The sequence below is a fragment of the Vibrio sp. 1562 genome (assembly GCF_033340155.1).
In the GTDB taxonomy this organism is placed as follows: domain Bacteria; phylum Pseudomonadota; class Gammaproteobacteria; order Enterobacterales; family Vibrionaceae; genus Vibrio; species Vibrio alginolyticus.
Genome location: NZ_JAWOVY010000015.1, coordinates 1 through 18,227, shown reverse-complemented (window position 1 = coordinate 18,227; position 18,227 = coordinate 1). Strand labels below are relative to the sequence as shown.

The following is an 18,227-nucleotide window of genomic DNA, read 5'->3' as shown; positions in this document are numbered from 1 at the left end:
CATTTTTTAACGACTTCTACGTATACAATGCAATTCAACGAGTGACAAATAATAAAATTTTGCCATTCAACTATTTTTGTTTGTTAAGTGGCTGTTTTTGATTAGATTTGCAGATTATATGATGGTGTATTGGTTGTGTTACAAACTTAATTTCCATTTTTGCCTATGGACTTCTTTATCGTAAGTTGCTGAAAAGTGTCGTTAATGCGAGCGATGTATAATCATACTTTTATAGATAAACTGAATATCAATGACTCAACTTTGGCTTAATGCTAGGATAAAAACAAAATAGAATTGGCTAGTAAAAAGATGAAACGTTGGTATCTACTTTATTGTAAACGTGGGGAGCAGGTTAGGGCGAAACAACACCTTGAAAATCAAGGTGTAGAGTGCTTTTATCCAACTGTAGAAGTTGAGAAGATTTTGCGCGGTAAAAGACAAAAAGTCGAGGAACCGCTGTTTCCTTGTTACGTATTCGCTTACTTTGATTATGAGCAAGGGCCAAACTTCACCTCAGTCCGCTCTACTCGAGGTGTTGTTGACTTTGTGCGTTTTGGTGCTCAACCGAAAGAAGTTCAAGGTGACTTGGTCTTCGAATTGATGCAGCTAGAAAAGTGTTGTAATGACAATACCGTTTCTGAATGTATGCCAAAACCAGGCGATCAAATTAGAGTTAAAAGCGGTCAATTTGCGGGCATAGATGCCATCTTCCAAGAACAAGATGGTGAGAAACGCTCAATTATGCTAGTTCAGATGATTACCAAGCGTGTGCCTGTCAGCATAGACAATAGTGATTTAGATTTAAAATAGCCTAATTCCATCAAACATAAAAAGAGGTGCAAAAGCACCTCTTTTTGATCGTATCTAATTTTTTGTCTGTTTTAAAAGGGTTGGACGAACCAACCCTTATCTTTATCGTAGAGAATTAGTATGAGTCGTTGTGAACGGTCTGTACTGCACGACCTGATGGGTCAACACAGTTTTGGAACGATTCATCCCATTCAATCGCCTTCGCTGAAGAACACGCTACTGAAGGGCCTCCTGGTACACACTCTGCTGCTGATGGAAGTGGGAATAACTCTTCAAAGATTTCACGGTACACGTAGCCTTCTTTTGTCGTTGGCGTGTTGTATGGGAATCGATATTGAGCTGTTTCCATCTGCTGGTCTGTCACTTTCTGTTCTGCTACTTCTTTCAGCGTATCGATCCAGCTGTAGCCAACGCCATCAGAGAACTGCTCTTTTTGACGCCATGCGATCGATTCTGGCAGGTAGTGCTCGAAGCACTCACGAAGGATGTGTTTCTCCATTTTACCGTTGCCACACATCTTGTCTGCTGGGTTCAAGCGCATTGCTACATCAATGAACTCTTTATCTAGGAAAGGTACGCGTCCTTCAACTCCCCATGCTGCCAGCGACTTGTTAGCACGAGCACAGTCGAACATGTTCAGAGCAAGCAGTTTACGCACAGTCTCCTCGTGGAACTCTTTCGCGTTTGGCGCTTTGTGGAAGTAAAGGTAGCCACCAAAGATTTCGTCAGCGCCCTCACCAGACAATACCATCTTGATACCCATCGCTTTGATCTTACGACCCATTAAGAACATAGGTGTTGATGCGCGGATAGTCGTCACGTCATACGTTTCAATGTGGTAAATCACGTCACGAATCGCGTCCAAACCTTCTTGAATCGTGTACGTCATTTCGTGGTGAACGGTACCAATTTGGTCGGCAACTTCGCGAGCGGCTTTCAGGTCAGGCGCGCCTTCTAGGCCAACAGCAAAAGAGTGCAGTTGAGGCCACCAAGCTTCAGACTTTTCATCATCTTCAATACGCATCGCTGCAAAGCGTTTTGCTACCGCAGATGTAATAGAAGAATCTAGACCGCCCGAAAGAAGTACACCGTAAGGCACGTCAGTCATTAGTTGGCGTTTAACAGCCGCTTCTAGCGCTTCAGTCAATTCTTCTTTGCTAGTGCTGTTACCTTGTACTGCTGCGTACTCGTTCCAGTCACGAACATAGTAACGTGTTGGCTCAGTATCTTTAGAGCTGTAATAGCTACCAGGAGGGAATTCACTTACTGTTTTACATACTGGAACAAGAGCCTTCATCTCTGATGCCACATAGTAGTTACCATGCTCATCGTGACCTTGATAAAGAGGGATAATACCAATATGGTCACGTCCGACTAAATACTCATCTTTTTCTTCGTCGTAGAGCACAAAAGCGAAAATACCGTTTAGTTCTTCAAGGAGATCTGCACCCATATCTTGGTAAAGTGCAAGAATGACTTCACAGTCTGAATCGGTTTGAAATTCGTACTTTCCTTCGTAACGAGCACGAATTTCTTTATGGTTGTAGATTTCACCATTGACGGCAAGGATGAGCTTCTTATCAGGGCTGTATAGCGGCTGTGCACCACTATTTAGACCAACAATCGCCAAGCGCTCGTGCGCTAAAATAGCACGCTCTGAAGAGTAAATCCCAGACCAGTCTGGGCCACGGTGACGAAGTTTTTTCGACATCTCTAATGCGATAGGGCGCAATGCGGCTGCATCGCTTTTAATGTCTAAAATGCCAAATACTGAACACATACTACATCCTTACTAAACTAAACAATTTCTAATCGGTATGGTTTAAATTTGCCATTACTAATAAAAAAAGCAACGTTTTGTGATTAAAAAAATGATAAAAGGCCTTGTTGTATGGAAAATATTTAACTCAACCGTTGTTTTGGTGAATGAGATCAAGGTTTGGTATAAAAACTATACAAAAAAGGCTTTCTATCAATAGAAAGCCTTCCGAAAAATATCAGTGCTGTTGCTTATTTAATTGGTGTGAATTTAGGTTGAAGTTGTTTACAGACGTGTCGAGCAAAACCGCTACCAGCTTCACTATAAATATTGAATGCTGCGTCAACGCCATTTTCAAGTAAGCCTTCCAATTGATCTGGGTATTCGGCGATAGCGGCAATTTGCCCCTTATATTTTCTGCGTTTAAGCTGCTCAAGTGCTGTTTGGTTACCTTGATGATGTGGCATTGCAAGCAGAACCAGTTTTACATGACCTGTATCTAAAATTCGCTCCCAGAAATCCGGGTCGGTGGCATCACCAGAAATCACATTTCTTCCTTCTGAACGATGATGATGTGCAGCGTCTTCACGAATTTCTATACCCAATGAAATTTTGCCATAGCGTGAACGTAGCTCATCATAAGCGCCCGTTCCAATACGCCCCATACCTAAGATCAATACTTGGGCATGACCTGGGTTGATGAGTTGGTCGCGTTGATTGAGCTTTTCTACCGCTGTCTCTTGCAGCCACTTACCTGAATGTTGATAAATTTTATGGCTAAGGCGGTTAAGTGGCGCGGAAATTACAAAGGATACCGACACCGCAACCGCAATCGCAGCAAGCATATCACTTGGCATCCAGCCCATTTTATAGGCCAACCCAGCAACAATAAGACCAAACTCACTGTAGTTAAATAGTGATAAAGAGGCGAGCAAAGAGGTACGTACTCGAAACTTAAAATGATTAATAGTGACGAAGTACAAGAGTCCTTTGATTGGTAGCAGTAAGATAAATAGCAGGGCGAGAACGACGCCATTCACGCTCAATGAGGCGGATAAACCAATGTTCAAAAAGAAGCAGACTAAAAAGAGCTCCTTCATATTGAATAATGACTTGGATAGTTCTGAGGCTTTTGGGTGACCTGCGAGTAGCATGCCTAAAATTAGCGCGCCCAAGTCTGGTTTCATCCCGACCAACTCGAATAGCCCAGCACCGACAACAAGCGCGAAGAAAATACCGAATAGCACCAGCATTTCGCCGTGGCCAACTTTATCGAGCAGCTTATAGAATAGGGGACGAAGGAAAGGCAGTGCGAACAAACCGATGGCATACCATTCTGGGACTTTTCCGGTTGAAGCAGTCAGGAATACTACGGCAAAAATATCTTGCATAACCAAGATACCGATCGCGAGTGTGCCGTAGGTCGCGTTCATTTCGCCTTTTTCTTGCAATGCTTTTACGGCAAAAACGGTACTAGAGAACGATAGTGCAAAAGCTAAAAGCAGGATTTGGCTGCCGTCCATACTGGCTAGCGAAGTCAAGCCCAGTAGTTTTAAGCCGGATAACGCTAGGGCAAAAAAAGCGGTAGAGAGTATGTTGTGGGCGGTTGCCCCTCCCCATATTTCTTTGGACAGCAGGGTTTTTACATCGAGTTTGAGTCCAATAGTAAACAGAAGAAGAGTAACACCAAGATCTGCGAGAGTGACAATAACGTCATTGCTTTGGTAACCAAATGCATGCAAGCCAAATCCAGCTAGTAGAAAACCAACGAGGGGAGGGAGGCTGCATTTAAGCGCAATAAAACCAGCTAAAAAAGCGGCTGTAATTAGAATAATTTCCATACTGTTGAGCTGTATTCCTGATATACAAAAACGGGCTGTGAAAACACAGCCCGAGATTGTAACTCAATTGGTTGTATAAACTTAGTCTTCCAGTAACTTTTGTAACAAAACTCCGTTTAGCATAGCGCGTTTAATCATCGCAAATGCGCCCATCGTTGGCTGCTTATCAATGTGAGAAGCCACGATAGGGAGGTCGTTATGGAAAGTTTTAAGAGATTGATTCTCTACGTTGCGTTGAATTGCAGGGAAAACAATATCTTGTGCTGCAGTAATATCGCCAGCAATTACAATTTTCTGTGGATTAAATAAGTTAACCGTAATCGCAATCGCTTTACCTAGCTGGTTGCCCACTCGCACTAAACTCTGTTTCGCAAGTTCATCACCATTCATTGCGTGCTGACATACCGCTTCAATTGTGATGTTTTCAAGGTCGGTTAAGCTTGATTCGTATCCTTGAGTAATCAGTTGCTTCACTCGTTGAATAATCGCTGGGTTTGCAGCTACGGTTTCTAAACAGCCAAAGTTTCCACATTGGCATTGCTCACCAAGCGGGTCAATTTGGATATGACCAATTTCACCGACGTTGCGGTTAAAACCAAGAAAAACCTGGCCGTTAACGATAATACCTGCGCCAGTACCGCGGTGGACGCTAACCAAAATAGAATCCTGGCAGTCTTGGCTTGCTCCAAAGTAGTGCTCAGCCAACGCCATGCCACGTACGTCGTTGCCAACAAAGCATGCTGTATTAAACTTCTCTCCAACAATTTCACCGAGAGCAAGATTATCGATATCGGTATTAGGCATGTATTCGACCACGCCAGTTGTTGGGTTAACAAGGCCCGGTAAAGTGATGCCGATAGCGATGAGTTGATCAATTTTGTCTTCGCAACGGTTTACGAAATCTTTTAATAAATCGATAAGTCCTGCGATTAAGTCTGCTTGGTTAGTGTAGTGCAGTTCATGCTGATCTTCTGCCAGCGCGGTACCACCTAAATCGTATAAACTGAACTGTACGTAATCTCGACCTAAGCGAACGGCAATCGAATGAAAAGGTTTGACTTCAGTAGTCAAAGAGATCGCACGACGACCACCAGTTGAAGCTTGTTGGGCGACCTCCTTAATAAGGCCGCGCTCTAAAAGTTGGCGGGTTATTTTGGTAACACTAGCAGGCGCGAGCTGACTCACGTCCGCGACTTGAATACGGGAGATAGGACCTTGCTGATCAATCAGCCTATATACCGCAGCGCTGTTAAGCTGTTTTACTAAATCTACATTACCAATCTGTCCGCCATTCATGCTTAATTTTGCTCGTATTGTCCGTTAACAACCGTCGCTTTTACTTTAAAGTCACGATCGAAAATAGTCAGGTTTGCAACCATCCCTTTTCGAACTCGGCCAAGGCGATCCTCAACACCAATTGCTGTTGCTGGGTATAACGTGGCCATTCGTAGAGCTTCGTCTAAAGCGATCCCCGCGTGCTCAACTGAATTCTGAACTGCTTCAATCATTGTCAAAGCTGAGCCGCCTAGCGTGCCATTTTCATCAACACACTTACCATCTCGGTAATATACTTTCTTACCGACAAAAATAAAGTGATCAATGTTAGCACCTGCTGGAGCTGTGGCATCCGTCACCAAAACAAGCTTTTCACCTTTGATTTTATGAGCAATTCGGATGTTTGCGTAGTCGACGTGAAAACCATCAGCAATAATGCCAGCATATACGTCAGGAGTATCGTAAATTGCACCAACAACTCCTGGTTCACGACCAACCATTGGTGTCATTGCATTAAAGAGGTGTGTAGCAAAAGTAATGCCTGCTTCAAAGCTTTTACGTGCTTCGGCGTAGGTTGCATTTGTGTGGCCAATTGAAACTACGATGCCAGCAGCCTTTAATCGCGCAATATGCTCTGGGTCGTTATGCTCAGGTGCTAGTGTTACTTTCGCTACGATATCGGCGTTTGTGCAGATAAGGTCGATCATGCTTTCGTCTGATGGGCGAATAAAATCTACGTTATGGATGCCTTTTTTCGCGACGTTAAGGTAAGGACCTTCGAGGTGTAAACCAAGCGATTGATTTTGATACTTGTTGTGGTACTCACGAGCTGCGGCAATTGCAGTTCGCATATCTTCATCAGATGACGTAATGAGTGTTGGCAGGAAGCTAGTACAGCCAGATTTGAGGTTTGCCTGGTGCATGATTTGCATGGTTTCAGGGGTAATTGCATCGTTTAGCATTACACCGCCACAACCGTTCAACTGCAGATCGATAAAGCCTGGACTTAGATTAGCGCCTGCAAGGTCTTTTAGTTCGATGCTTTGAGGTAGCTCAGAAACCGGCACAATAGATTGAATAAGATCGTTTTCGATGATGACCGCATGATCGGTAAGAACATCACTACCGGTATAAATTTTACAGTTACTTAGCGCGTACATAGTCAGCTAGTCCTTATAGATGAGAATTCAATTTCTATATCGTTATCTAAGTAGAGACTGCTTCAGTCATATGGGTACTTAGTTTGTATCACTGAATTAGATAACGAGTCACATACAGCAAGTCGCGTTTTATCGATGTTATTGTCATAGTAACTAACTGAAAAGTAATAATTGTATGGTTTTTTATGATTCTTTTTCAGAGCAAAGTTACAGTGATTTACCCGCCTAGATACCAAAATAACACTGATTCTGCCTTGCATAAAGTGCGAGAATATTATCTTTAAAACGCCATTTTTTCGTATAATAAAATAAGTTTTATGATCTCGCTAGCAAAAACCTTCCGAAAGGGCAAATTGTGGTGATTATGATCACAAACGGTGAGCTTTTAATTTGCGGAGCAAAATTAATATCATAAACTTAGGATGACTAAATTGGACGGCTGAAATAAGTCATTCAACATAACATCTAATCCTATAGGGGGAACTTAAGGTGAACATTCTCGGATACTTCCAGAAGGTGGGTAAGGCGCTTATGGTGCCGGTTGCCACACTTCCTGCAGCAGCAATACTCATGGGTATTGGCTACTGGATCGACCCAAATGGCTGGGGCGCAAACAGTGCACTTGCTGCATTTCTTATTAAAGCTGGTGCAGCGATCATTGACAACATGTCAGTATTGTTCGCTGTTGGTGTTGCTTACGGAATGTCTAAAGACAAAGATGGCGCCGCTGCACTTTCAGGCTTCGTGGGCTTCTTAGTTGTCACAACGCTTTTGGCCCCTGGTGCAGTATCACAAATTCAAGGCATTGACCCAAGTGAAGTACCTGCTGCATTTGGTAAAATCAATAACCAGTTCGTAGGTATCTTGGTTGGTATTGTTTCTGCTGAGTTGTACAACCGTTTTTCTCACGTAGAGCTGCACAAAGCACTGGCGTTTTTCTCTGGTAAGCGTCTTGTACCTATCCTAACGTCTTTTGCTGGTATCGTTATTGCGTTCATCCTGATGTACGTTTGGCCATCAGTTTACGGCGGTCTGGTCAGTTTTGGAGAAAGCATTCAAGGTATGGGTGAAGCAGGTGCAGGTGTTTATGCATTCTTCAACCGTCTTCTAATTCCTGTTGGTCTGCACCATGCACTAAACTCAGTGTTCTGGTTTGATGTTGCTGGTATTAATGACATTCCAAACTTCCTTGGCGGTGCGAAATCATTAGCTGAAGGCACGGCAACGGTAGGTGTTACAGGGATGTACCAAGCGGGCTTCTTCCCAATCATGATGTTTGGTTTACCAGGCGCTGCTCTAGCGATGTACCATACTGCGAAATCAAAGAATAAAGAGAAAGTGGCATCTATCATGATTGCGGCTGCGTTTGCTTCATTCTTTACAGGTGTAACAGAACCACTTGAATTTGCATTCATGTTCCTTGCTCCAGGACTGTACGTTCTTCACGCAGCGCTGACTGGTCTATCAGTTTATATCGCGGCATCAATGCAGTGGATTGCAGGTTTCGGTTTCTCTGCTGGTTTAGTCGACTTAGTATTGTCGACTCGTAACCCGCTAGCGGTAAACTGGTACATGCTCATTGTACAAGGTCTTGGTTTCTTTGCGGTTTACTACTTCGTGTTCCGTACCGTGATTGTTAAGTTTGGCCTTAAAACACCGGGACGTGAAGATGATGAAGAAGCTTCATCTAACGTGGCTGGATCAAGCAATTCTTCAGAGCTTGCTCGTCAGTACTTGAAAGCACTTGGCGGTCATGACAACCTAAGTTCTATCGATGCCTGTATTACTCGTTTGCGCCTTTCTGTGAAAGATATGAGCGTTATCAATGAGAAAACTCTGAAAGATCTTGGAGCTATGGGAGTTGTGAAGCTAGGTACAAACAACCTACAAGTTATCCTTGGTCCACTAGCAGAGATTGTTGCTGGTGAGATGAAGAATGTATCTAAAGATGAAGACTTAAGTGGTGTTCGGCTACCAGCTTAACTGTTTAATAGTGGTGTGATTGTTTGTTATTGGTATTGCAAACAATTGATACTACAACATCGCAAAAGGCCTCCGCAGGAGGCCTTTTTTAGTTTAGGCCCTTTGAATCTGCTTTGCTTTCACGCTAACTCGATAAATATTGTCGTTTTAGAGCGAGTTCTTGTTGTCTAATTGCTTAGAATTGTGGATCATTAGGAACAATGTACTCTGTGAAACCATACTTGGATACAGGGTTCCGTTTTCTCTGACAATACTAATATTTTTGAGGTGCTATAGATGAGTGAAGCTGATGCTCGTCCATCAAACTTTATTCGCCAGATCATTGATAAAGATCTAGCGGATGGTAAACACACTAGCGTGCATACTCGATTCCCGCCGGAGCCAAATGGCTACCTGCATATCGGTCATGCTAAGTCTATCTGTTTGAACTTCGGTATTGCTCAGGACTACCAGGGTCAATGTAATCTGCGTTTCGACGATACAAACCCTGAAAAAGAAGACATCGAATACGTTGAGTCTATCAAGAAAGATGTAAACTGGTTGGGCTTTGAGTGGAGTGGTGAAGTATGTTACTCATCAAACTACTTCGATAAGCTTTACGAATATGCAATTGAATTGATTAACAAAGGCTTAGCGTACGTAGATGAGCTAAGTCCAGAGCAAATTCGTGAATACCGCGGCACACTAAAGGCGCCAGGTAAACCAAGTCCATACCGTGACCGTTCTGTTGAAGAGAACTTGGCGTTGTTTGAAAAAATGCGCGCTGGTGAATTTGAAGAAGGTAAAGCGTGTCTTCGTGCTAAAATCGACATGGGTTCTTCATTCATGGTCATGCGCGATCCAGTTTTATACCGAGTGCGTTTTGCTACGCACCACCAAACTGGTGATAAGTGGTGCATTTACCCAATGTACGACTTTACGCACTGTATTTCTGATGCATTAGAAGGCATTACGCACTCTATTTGTACGCTTGAATTCATGGATAACCGTCGTCTGTACGATTGGGTTCTAGACAACATCACGATCGAAAGCCGTCCACATCAATACGAGTTCAGTCGTTTAAACCTTGAATACACAGTGATGTCTAAGCGTAAGCTTAACCAGCTAGTTACTGAAAAACTGGTTAATGGTTGGGATGATCCACGTATGCCGACTGTCTCAGGTCTGCGTCGTCGTGGCTTCACACCTGCATCTATTCGTGAGTTTTGTAAGCGTATTGGTGTAACGAAGCAAGAAAATATGATCGAGTTTAGTTCATTAGAATCTTGTATTCGTGATGACCTAAACGAGAACGCTCCGCGTGCAATGGCTGTACTGGATCCTGTTAAAGTTGTTATCGAAAACTTTGAAGCAGGCGCAGTAGAAAACTTGACAGTTGCCAACCACCCAAATAAACCTGAAATGGGCGTGCGTGAAGTGCCATTCACGCGTGAATTGTGGATTGAGCGTGAAGACTTCCGTGAAGAAGCGAACAAAAAGTACAAGCGTTTAGTGCTAGGTAAAGAAGTTCGTTTACGTGGTGCTTACGTGATCAAAGCTGAGCGCGTTGAAAAAGATGCCGAAGGCAACATCACAACGATCTTCTGTTCTTACGATGCAGATACGCTAGGTAAAAACCCAGCAGATGGTCGTAAAGTGAAAGGCGTTATTCATTGGGTGTCAGCTGATAAAGCTCTTCCTGCGGAAATTCGTCTGTACGATCGTTTATTTACGGTGCCAAACCCAGGCGCAGCGGAAGATTTTGCTTCTACTATCAACCCTGAATCATTAGTTGTGATCAATGGCTTCGTCGAGCCTAGCCTAGCTTCTGCAGAAGCAGAAAAAGGTTACCAGTTTGAACGTATGGGTTACTTCTGTGCAGACTCGAAAGACTCTTCAGCAGATAATCTAGTATTCAACCGCACGGTTGGTCTACGTGATACCTGGGCAAAAATTGAGAATCAATAATCTCAATTAATGCTGAGAACGATGAAAAAATGCCAGCAAACGCTGGCATTTTTTATACCTAATCCCACAGAGTGCTATATAGATGTGCAAAACTGTGGAGAAAAAAGATGGGTGTTTAGTAGCTTTTGTTCTGTAACCAAAGTACTGACGTCTAAGGTTCTGACTTCTAGAAACAAAAAACGCCAGCATGTGCTGACGTTTACTTTTTAAATTAACAAACCCTTATTTTTTCGGTTTGTGTGCATCTGGATTGTCTTTACAACCACCATCGCTACACTTGCCGTACAAGTATAAGCTGTGGTTTGTTAGTGTGACATTGTACTTAGCTGCAATCTCTTTTTGACGTTCTTCAATAAGATCGTCAGAAAATTCAATTACCTCACCACAGTCTAGGCACACTAGGTGGTCGTGGTGATGTTGAGTCGATAATTCGAAGACTGACTTTCCACCTTCAAAGTGGTGGCGAGTTACAATACCAGCATCGTCGAACTGGTTTAGAACTCGGTAAACAGTTGCTAGGCCAATTTCTTCACCTAGATCAATCAACTTTTTGTACAAATCTTCAGCACTGATGTGCTGGCAGTCTGGCTGCTGAAGTACTTCTAGAATTTTTAGCCTCGGAAGGGTTACTTTTAAACCCGCATCCTTCAGCGCCTGATTATTATCTGACATATACTTTCCCGTTGGATCATCTGCAGCGATTTAACAGAATTCAATCTTCCTACCATTATAGGATAAGCGTTCGGAACATTAAACCACGAACTTCAAAGGGTTAATAGAATCTTTTTGTAAATTAGAAACAGGTCCATTATATTACAGCTCTGACCAGTTACAATTGTGTAACATTAAGCTTGGAGAGGGCAGGGATAGCGATGAATAGGCGACTAGCGAAGATATACAAACCAGGAATTGTAAAGTTCGCACTCAATATTTGGCCTCCTTTTTGGGGGGCGGGTATTAAAATCTTACATATTTCTCAAGACTTCCGTACTGTAAAGGTACGTTTAAAGCTTCGCTGGTGGAATAAAAATGCCAATCGCACCCAATATGGCGGCAGTATTTTCTCTTTAACTGATCCTATTTACTCGTTGATGCTGATGGGGATTCTACGAGAGGAATATTATGTGTGGGATAAAGAGGCAAGCATTAACTTTATTAAGCCGGGGCAAAGTGATTTGTTTGCAGAATTTGAGGTCACTGAAGGGATGCTGGAAAACATTTATCAAATGACACGGAATGGAGAAAAGTGTTTTCCTGAGTTTATTACTCATGTAAAAGATAAACAGGGGAATGTGGTTTCAGAGGTTCAACGCAAGCTTTATGTAAGAAAGAAACCTCAGTATCGCGAAGAGGAAGTACTTACCGATGCTGTGTGACAATACATACAAAAAGACCTCCAAGTGGAGGTCTTTGCATCATTCAATTTGATTAGCCTTCTAGCTCAGCTAAACACATCTCTTCATAGATCTGTTTAACCCAGCTTTCAACACGCTCGTCAGTCAATTCTGGTTGGCGGTCTTCATCAATACATAGACCTACGAATTGGCTTTCGTCACCTTCAACAAGTGCTTTAGACGCTTCAAATTCGTAGCCTTCTGTCGAGGTATGGCCAAGAATTGTGCCGCCTTTAGACTCAACGATATCACGGACTGTGCCCATCGCGTCACAGAAGTATTCTGCGTAGTCTTCTTGGTCGCCACAGCCAAAGATAGCCACTAGCTTAGTAGAGAAGTCGATTTGCTCAAGTTCAGGGAAGAAGTCATCCCAATCACATTGTGCTTCGCCGTAGTACCAAGTTGGGATACCTAGAAGAAGAAGATCGAAGTTATCAATGTCTTCTTTGCTGCTTTTCGCGATGTCTTGAACGTGAACTAGATGTTTACCTAGTTGCTTTTGAATCATCTTTGCAACGGCTTCAGTATTACCTGTGTCGCTACCGAAGAAGATACCTACACTTGCCATAGAGTCTATACCTTTACATTGTTTGTTATTGGCGATGCTACTAAGGGTTTAACCTAACCCTGAGCCTTCCCAAGTTAGCTGAATTACACCTTTTGCAATAAAGCCAGCACAGCCTAGGAAAAGGACTAACCACACAATACGACGACCAAAAACAGGTACATTGCCTTGCTTTAGCACATCTTTTATCGCCATCCCGATGAAAAAAAAGATAGCAGCAAAAAGAAGATCGAGCCCAATAGACTCGAGCATATCCATATAGTCGTAAAGCATTTTAGCCCTTCATGCCGAAAAATCTTGGGCGCACTATACCACTGTTAAACGGTAAAGTTAATGCACTACAAGAAGGGTTATTTCAATAATCTAGTGTTGCTTTTCGAATTTGTTAACTCGAAATGTATTTTCGAATGACTCTCATTACTTCTGTCGGTTTCTCGGCGTGTAACCAGTGACCAGTGCCAGCGATAATGTGTGCTTTAGCATGGTTAAATTGTCGCTTCACTGCCGGCTGATGTTCTGGCATTAAGTAGTCAGAGTCGCCGCCTTTGATAAATAAAGTTGGGATATCTGTTGGTGTGATTTCTTGCCAGCCAATAATTTGGTCATAATTCTCAAAAAGGCTCGGTACGTTAAACCGCCAATCCATCTTATCGCCATTTTTGTACAGTGATTTAGAGAGAAATTGTCTTACACCATCGAGTTCAATATGTTGAGCTAGGATATCCATGGCTTGCTGTCGATTTGCTGGTTTTTCATTAATAACAGCATGTAAGCCGTTAAAAACATTATCGTGACGGTTCGTAGTGTAGGCTACAGGCGCCATGTCGAGAACGACTAACTGCTTGACTACATTTGGCGCAATGTCCACAAGAGCCATCGCGACTTTTCCGCCCATGGAGTGACCAATAACAATAGATGGCTCAACGTTTAAGTGCTGAAGGAGCTGAGCCACATCTTTTGCCATATCGGTATAGTTATGGACTTCGGAGTGGAAAGAGAGGCCGTGATTTCTCAGATCAATACTGATCACCGTGTGATCTTTAATAAGATCGCGGGCGAGTAGACCCAGATTACTTAAACTACCAAACAATCCGTGAATCAAAACAACTGTTTGGCCTTGGCCTTCCTGCTTATAGTTGAGTAATGCTGACATTTTATCTTATTCGTGATGGGTTTAACGTGGAGTATCCGCGTGGATCTCGTTATAATCCCCCAGAGTTTAAACATTGAGAATGTGAAAAGCGAATGAAAACAATTGAGGTTGATGAGGATCTATACCGTTATATAGCTAGTCAAACTAAGCATATCGGTGAAAGCGCCTCGGATATTTTGCGACGCCTTTTAAACCTTGATGGTCAGTTGCAGGAAGCTAAAGCCGCGCCTGTAGTAGAGAAGCCACAAGGGATTGTAGTAAGTAAAGATGCGGGTAAAACGGAATCTGTTGATGTAGTGAAAGAAATGCGTTCGCTGCTTATTTCTGATGAGTTTGCCGGTCTAAAAAAAGCGATTGATCGCTTTATGTTGGTATTATCGACCTTACATAAATTGAATCCAGAAGGTTTCGCCCAGGCTACGAATGTAAAAGGACGCAAACGCGTGTACTTTGCAGATAATGAAGAAACCTTGCTAGCAAACGGTAATACGACCAAGCCAAAAGCCATTCCTGGCACACCGTTTTGGGTTATCACGAATAACAATACAAGTCGTAAAAGACAGATGGTTGAACAAGTGATGGCACACATGGGGTTCCAACCTGACTTAATAGAAAAAGTAACAGGTTCAATCTAAGAAACCTGATAGAAGCCTCATAATGCGTCGCAGTGAGCGGATATTATGAGGCTTTTTTAATTTTATTTGTATTGAAAGAAAGGATGTCAAACATGGCTATGCACCCTCGTGCTGGGCAAAAAGCGCAGCAGGAAGATCTTCACAATATCCCAGCACTCGTTGCTAACTACTTCTTACTTCAACCAGACGCGGCAAACGCAGAACACAAAGTTCAATTTGGTACTTCTGGCCACCGCGGTACTGCAGACAAGCACACTTTTAACGAAAACCACATTTTAGCGATCGCTCAAGCGGTAGCAGAAGTTCGTGCTGAGCAAGGCACAACTGGCCCGTTGTTTGTGGGTAAAGACACTCATGCGCTATCTGAGCCTGCTTTCTCAAGTGTGATTGAAGTACTGATTGCAAACGGTGTGAAAGTGATTGTCCAACAAGACAACGGTTACACGCCAACACCGGGTATTTCACACGCGATTCTGACTTACAACATCAAACACGATGAAAAAGCAGACGGTATCGTTATTACCCCATCACATAACCCACCACAAGACGGCGGTATCAAATACAATCCGACACATGGTGGTCCTGCAGAAGCTGAGTTGACTCAAGCTATCGAAGATCGTGCGAACGAATTGATTGCTGGAGGTTTACAAGGTGTTAAACGCCTACCACTAGCAGAAGCAAAAGCATCGGATCTGTTTGTAGAGATGGACTTGGTGAAGCCATACATCGATGACCTGGTGAACGTTATTGATATGGAAGCAATCCAAAAAGCGAACCTGAAGATTGGTGTAGATCCATTGGGTGGCAGCGGTATCGATTACTGGCGTCAAATTGGTCAGGCATACAACCTAGACCTAACGCTAGTAAGTGAATCGATCGATCCTTCTTTCCAATTCATGTCGCTAGATAAAGACGGCGTTGTGCGTATGGACTGTTCTTCTCCTTACGCAATGGCGGGTCTATTGGCACTGAAAGACGAATACGATTTAGCATTTGGTAACGATCCTGACTACGACCGTCACGGTATCGTTACGCCAAAAGGTTTGATGAACCCGAACCACTTCTTAGCCGTTTGTATTGACTACTTGTACCGTCATCGTGACGCGTGGGGTAAAGATGTCGCTGTTGGTAAAACACTAGTTTCAAGTGCGCTGATTGACCGTGTTGTTGCGGATCTAGGTCGTGAGCTATGTGAAGTGCCTGTTGGTTTCAAATGGTTTGTAGACGGTCTGTACACTGGTAAGTTTGGTTTCGGCGGCGAAGAAAGTGCTGGTGCGTCTTTCCTTCGTAAAGATGGCACGCCTTGGTCAACAGACAAAGATGGCATCTTGCTATGCCTTCTAGCAGCAGAGATCACTGCGGTAACGGGTAAGAACCCACAAGATTACTATGAAGAGCTAGCGGCGAAGCACGGTGAGTCGAAGTACAACCGTATTCAAGCTGTAGCAAATGGCCCACAAAAAGACGTATTGAAGAAGTTGTCACCAGAAATGGTTGCGGCTGAAACTCTAGCAGGTGATGAGATCACTGCTCGTCTAACGCATGCACCAGGCAATGGTGCTGCGATTGGTGGCCTTAAAGTAACGACAGCTAACGGTTGGTTCGCTGCTCGTCCATCAGGCACAGAGGACATCTACAAGATTTACTGTGAAAGCTTCAAAGGTGAAGAGCACCTAAAACAAATCGAAGCAGAAGCACAAGAGATCGTTAATCAAGTGTTTGCAGCCGCTGGTTTGTAAAACATCCAATGGTCAATGTATCTAGCAAAGGGTTGATGTGAAAACATCAACCCTTTCATGTTTAAGTGCCCCGAACCGCTTTATCTCCGGGCCATGAATCTGGTACCACAAACCAGAATTGACCGTCTTCCGTTTGTGCGTGTATGAATCGATCTAAAGGCTTTTCAATAGGTTGAGAGAAATCATCTGTACCGGTCGCCCAGCATGGTTTATGTAAATGATAAAGGGGTTTACCAATTAAATCCCATTGACGTTGATAGCACCAGTAACCACTAATCTGACTTGGATTTAATTCATAACCCAAGCACTCCTTAGGAGTTGGCTCTGGAGTAAACGGATTAATATAGAGTCGTCCTTGCATCATTAGGCGCTCTTCTGGAGAGTCGTTTAAAGGAATTATTTTTTGAAATTCCGGGCGATCGCTCATTTTCAGCTGATGCGTGAGCATTCTATCCAATTTTGCATGTAACTGGTCGTGAGCATTCGGGCCATACCAAATGCCGTTGTAAAGAAGATAAAACTTAATCGCCACTTCCCAATGTTCTATCTGATTTGATTCTGTATTCCTCAATACCAAATCGACAGCACCAATGGTCTTACCTTCCGCGTCGTTTAACTGAATTTCTTCGGCAATAATCTGATATCGTCCTGAATTAGAAAGAGCCGCAGTGCATAGGTGCTGATATAAAAAACCCAGTCTCGGATTACCATTGTATTGTTCTGAGCTATTCAAAGGTTTGACCGAGACATCTTCTAAGGTTGCAAACGGAGGGCGTAACTTGAAAAGCGGAGGTGAAGTGGCGATCCATTGGTAAAAGCGTTGCAGTTGGTTCATCCGTATCCCTAAATCTATGGTGAGGCGACAAGCTTTGTTATTGTAACTAAATTTGCTTTTGAGGGTAGGGTGGCTAGCATCGATATTAGGGTTCGAGATACACTTTAAAGACCTAAATGATATCAAGGTGCCAGATGTCAAAAACGTTGCTGTATCAACTAGGTTGCACTCTTTCGTCTGATTCCATCGAGAGGTTATTTAGGTTTACATGCGCTAGAAATTGGAAGTAATAATGAATAACTTAAAGCTAGAACAGATTCTTAATGACAAACTGTCACCGCAGTTAATTAAAGATTACGCACCAAATGGGTTACAGGTAGAAGGGAAATCAGCGGTAAAGCGTGTTATCACTGGCGTAACCGCCTCTCAAGCCTTAATCGATAAAGCGATTGAGCTTAATGCAGACGCATTGCTTGTTCATCATGGCTATTTTTGGAAAGGTGAGCCTGAGCCAATTCGTGGCATGAAAGGTAAACGAATTCGTAGCCTGATCAAAAATGATATCAACTTATATGGTTATCACCTTCCTCTAGATATTCATCCAGAGCTAGGCAACAACGCTGAATTAGCTCGCTTACTTGAAATCGAAGTAGAAGGTGGGCTTGAAGGGCACCCTCAGTCAGTTGCTATGTTTGGGCGCTTGAAAAAGCCGATGTCTGGTGTTGAATTTGCGAGTAAGATCAACCAAGTTCTTGAAAGAGAGCCTCTGCATATCGCTCCAGAGAATACTGATAAGATGATTGAGACAGTCGGCTGGTGTACTGGTGGAGGGCAGGATTTCATTGAACTTGCTGTACAGCACGGGCTGGATGCATTTATCTCTGGAGAAATTTCAGAGCGCACCACTTATACTGCTCGTGAAATGGACATTCATTACTTTGCTGCAGGTCATCATGCTACTGAGCGTTATGGTGTTCAGGCCTTAGGCAAATGGCTAGCGGATGAATATGGCCTACATGTGGAGTTTATCGATATTGATAATCCGGTTTAGCGTTCTCCATTAATAACGTTAAACGCAAAAAAGAAAAAAGGGTTGAGACGAAAATCTCAACCCTTTTGTTTTCAGCCCTAAACCACCTACTTCAGTAGGTGGTTATCATCCGTTTCGGCTTTGCCTGTAAAACTACTCAT

At 43.2% G+C, this 18,227-nt stretch carries 16 protein-coding genes; 7 read left to right on the top strand and 9 right to left on the bottom strand.

The genetic code is table 11. The annotated features are described in order from the left end of the window. Nucleotides 1-309: 309 nt before the first annotated feature. Nucleotides 310-810 carry a transcription/translation regulatory transformer protein RfaH gene (gene rfaH, locus R7Z49_RS15680; protein WP_005382098.1) on the top strand — a complete coding sequence of 167 codons (501 nt, stop codon included), beginning with the start codon at nt 310-312 and terminating at the stop codon, nt 808-810. Between the two features lie 115 nt (nt 811-925). Here rfaH and asnB read toward each other — a convergent pair whose 3' ends face one another. The 4 genes from asnB to nagA form a co-directional block, all read right to left on the bottom strand. Then, the gene (asnB, locus tag R7Z49_RS15675) at nt 926-2,590 is read right to left on the bottom strand and encodes an asparagine synthase B (RefSeq protein ID WP_005384979.1); all 1,665 of its coding nucleotides are present in this window, start codon (nt 2,588-2,590) and stop codon (nt 926-928) included. 230 nt (nt 2,591-2,820) lie between these two features. Continuing rightward, nucleotides 2,821-4,410: a cation:proton antiporter family protein gene (locus R7Z49_RS15670; RefSeq protein ID WP_005384981.1), complete on the bottom strand. Its 1,590-nt coding sequence runs from the start codon at nt 4,408-4,410 to the stop codon at nt 2,821-2,823. Nucleotides 4,411-4,491: 81 nt separating this feature from the next. Further along, nucleotides 4,492-5,706, bottom strand: coding sequence for a DNA-binding transcriptional regulator NagC (gene nagC / locus R7Z49_RS15665; protein WP_025766988.1), 1,215 nt, complete (start codon nt 5,704-5,706; stop codon nt 4,492-4,494). A gap of 2 nt (nt 5,707-5,708) precedes the next feature. Next, nucleotides 5,709-6,845, bottom strand: a complete 1,137-nt coding sequence (nagA, locus tag R7Z49_RS15660) for an N-acetylglucosamine-6-phosphate deacetylase (RefSeq protein WP_025766987.1) — start codon at nt 6,843-6,845, stop codon at nt 5,709-5,711. A 489-nt stretch (nt 6,846-7,334) separates the two neighbouring features. Here nagA and nagE point away from each other — a divergent pair, with 489 nt between their 5' ends. Then, entirely contained in the window at nt 7,335-8,828 is a 1,494-nt protein-coding gene (gene nagE, locus R7Z49_RS15655) for an N-acetylglucosamine-specific PTS transporter subunit IIBC (protein ID WP_318111815.1), read from the top strand. A gap of 276 nt (nt 8,829-9,104) precedes the next feature. After that, a complete protein-coding gene (glnS, locus tag R7Z49_RS15650; RefSeq protein WP_005382124.1) occupies nt 9,105-10,775 on the top strand; it encodes a glutamine--tRNA ligase in 1,671 nt (556 codons plus the stop codon). Nucleotides 10,776-10,997: 222 nt separating this feature from the next. Here glnS and fcrX read toward each other — a convergent pair whose 3' ends face one another. Continuing rightward, a complete protein-coding gene (fcrX, locus tag R7Z49_RS15645) occupies nt 10,998-11,447 on the bottom strand; it encodes a ferric iron uptake transcriptional regulator FcrX (RefSeq protein WP_005382141.1) in 450 nt (149 codons plus the stop codon). A gap of 200 nt (nt 11,448-11,647) precedes the next feature. On the opposite strand from fcrX, the gene R7Z49_RS15640 reads away from it, so the two are divergent. Further along, nucleotides 11,648-12,151, top strand: coding sequence for a DUF4442 domain-containing protein (locus tag R7Z49_RS15640; RefSeq protein WP_005382144.1), 504 nt, complete (start codon nt 11,648-11,650; stop codon nt 12,149-12,151). 52 nt (nt 12,152-12,203) lie between these two features. Here R7Z49_RS15640 and fldA read toward each other — a convergent pair whose 3' ends face one another. From fldA to R7Z49_RS15625, 3 genes are all read right to left on the bottom strand, one after another. Then, nucleotides 12,204-12,737, bottom strand: a complete 534-nt coding sequence (fldA, locus tag R7Z49_RS15635) for a flavodoxin FldA (protein WP_005382146.1) — start codon at nt 12,735-12,737, stop codon at nt 12,204-12,206. Nucleotides 12,738-12,785: 48 nt separating this feature from the next. Next, nucleotides 12,786-13,007: a DUF2788 domain-containing protein gene (locus R7Z49_RS15630; protein ID WP_005393038.1), complete on the bottom strand. Its 222-nt coding sequence runs from the start codon at nt 13,005-13,007 to the stop codon at nt 12,786-12,788. A gap of 112 nt (nt 13,008-13,119) precedes the next feature. Next, nucleotides 13,120-13,887 carry an alpha/beta fold hydrolase gene (locus R7Z49_RS15625; RefSeq protein WP_017819953.1) on the bottom strand — a complete coding sequence of 256 codons (768 nt, stop codon included), beginning with the start codon at nt 13,885-13,887 and terminating at the stop codon, nt 13,120-13,122. 92 nt (nt 13,888-13,979) lie between these two features. Here R7Z49_RS15625 and seqA point away from each other — a divergent pair, with 92 nt between their 5' ends. Together seqA and pgm are read left to right on the top strand one after the other, a co-directional pair. Continuing rightward, nucleotides 13,980-14,522, top strand: a complete 543-nt coding sequence (gene seqA, locus R7Z49_RS15620; protein ID WP_005382149.1) for a replication initiation negative regulator SeqA — start codon at nt 13,980-13,982, stop codon at nt 14,520-14,522. 92 nt (nt 14,523-14,614) lie between these two features. Then, nucleotides 14,615-16,261 (top strand): phosphoglucomutase (alpha-D-glucose-1,6-bisphosphate-dependent), encoded by a 1,647-nt coding sequence (gene pgm, locus R7Z49_RS15615; RefSeq protein ID WP_065274259.1) that lies wholly within the window; start codon nt 14,615-14,617, stop codon nt 16,259-16,261. Between the two features lie 61 nt (nt 16,262-16,322). On the opposite strand, the gene R7Z49_RS15610 is transcribed toward pgm, so the two are convergent. After that, nucleotides 16,323-17,096, bottom strand: coding sequence for a DUF1853 family protein (locus R7Z49_RS15610; protein ID WP_186584424.1), 774 nt, complete (start codon nt 17,094-17,096; stop codon nt 16,323-16,325). A 232-nt stretch (nt 17,097-17,328) separates the two neighbouring features. Here R7Z49_RS15610 and R7Z49_RS15605 point away from each other — a divergent pair, with 232 nt between their 5' ends. Next, nucleotides 17,329-18,087 (top strand): Nif3-like dinuclear metal center hexameric protein, encoded by a 759-nt coding sequence (locus R7Z49_RS15605; protein WP_005382162.1) that lies wholly within the window; start codon nt 17,329-17,331, stop codon nt 18,085-18,087. Nucleotides 18,088-18,227: the final 140 nt, after the last annotated feature.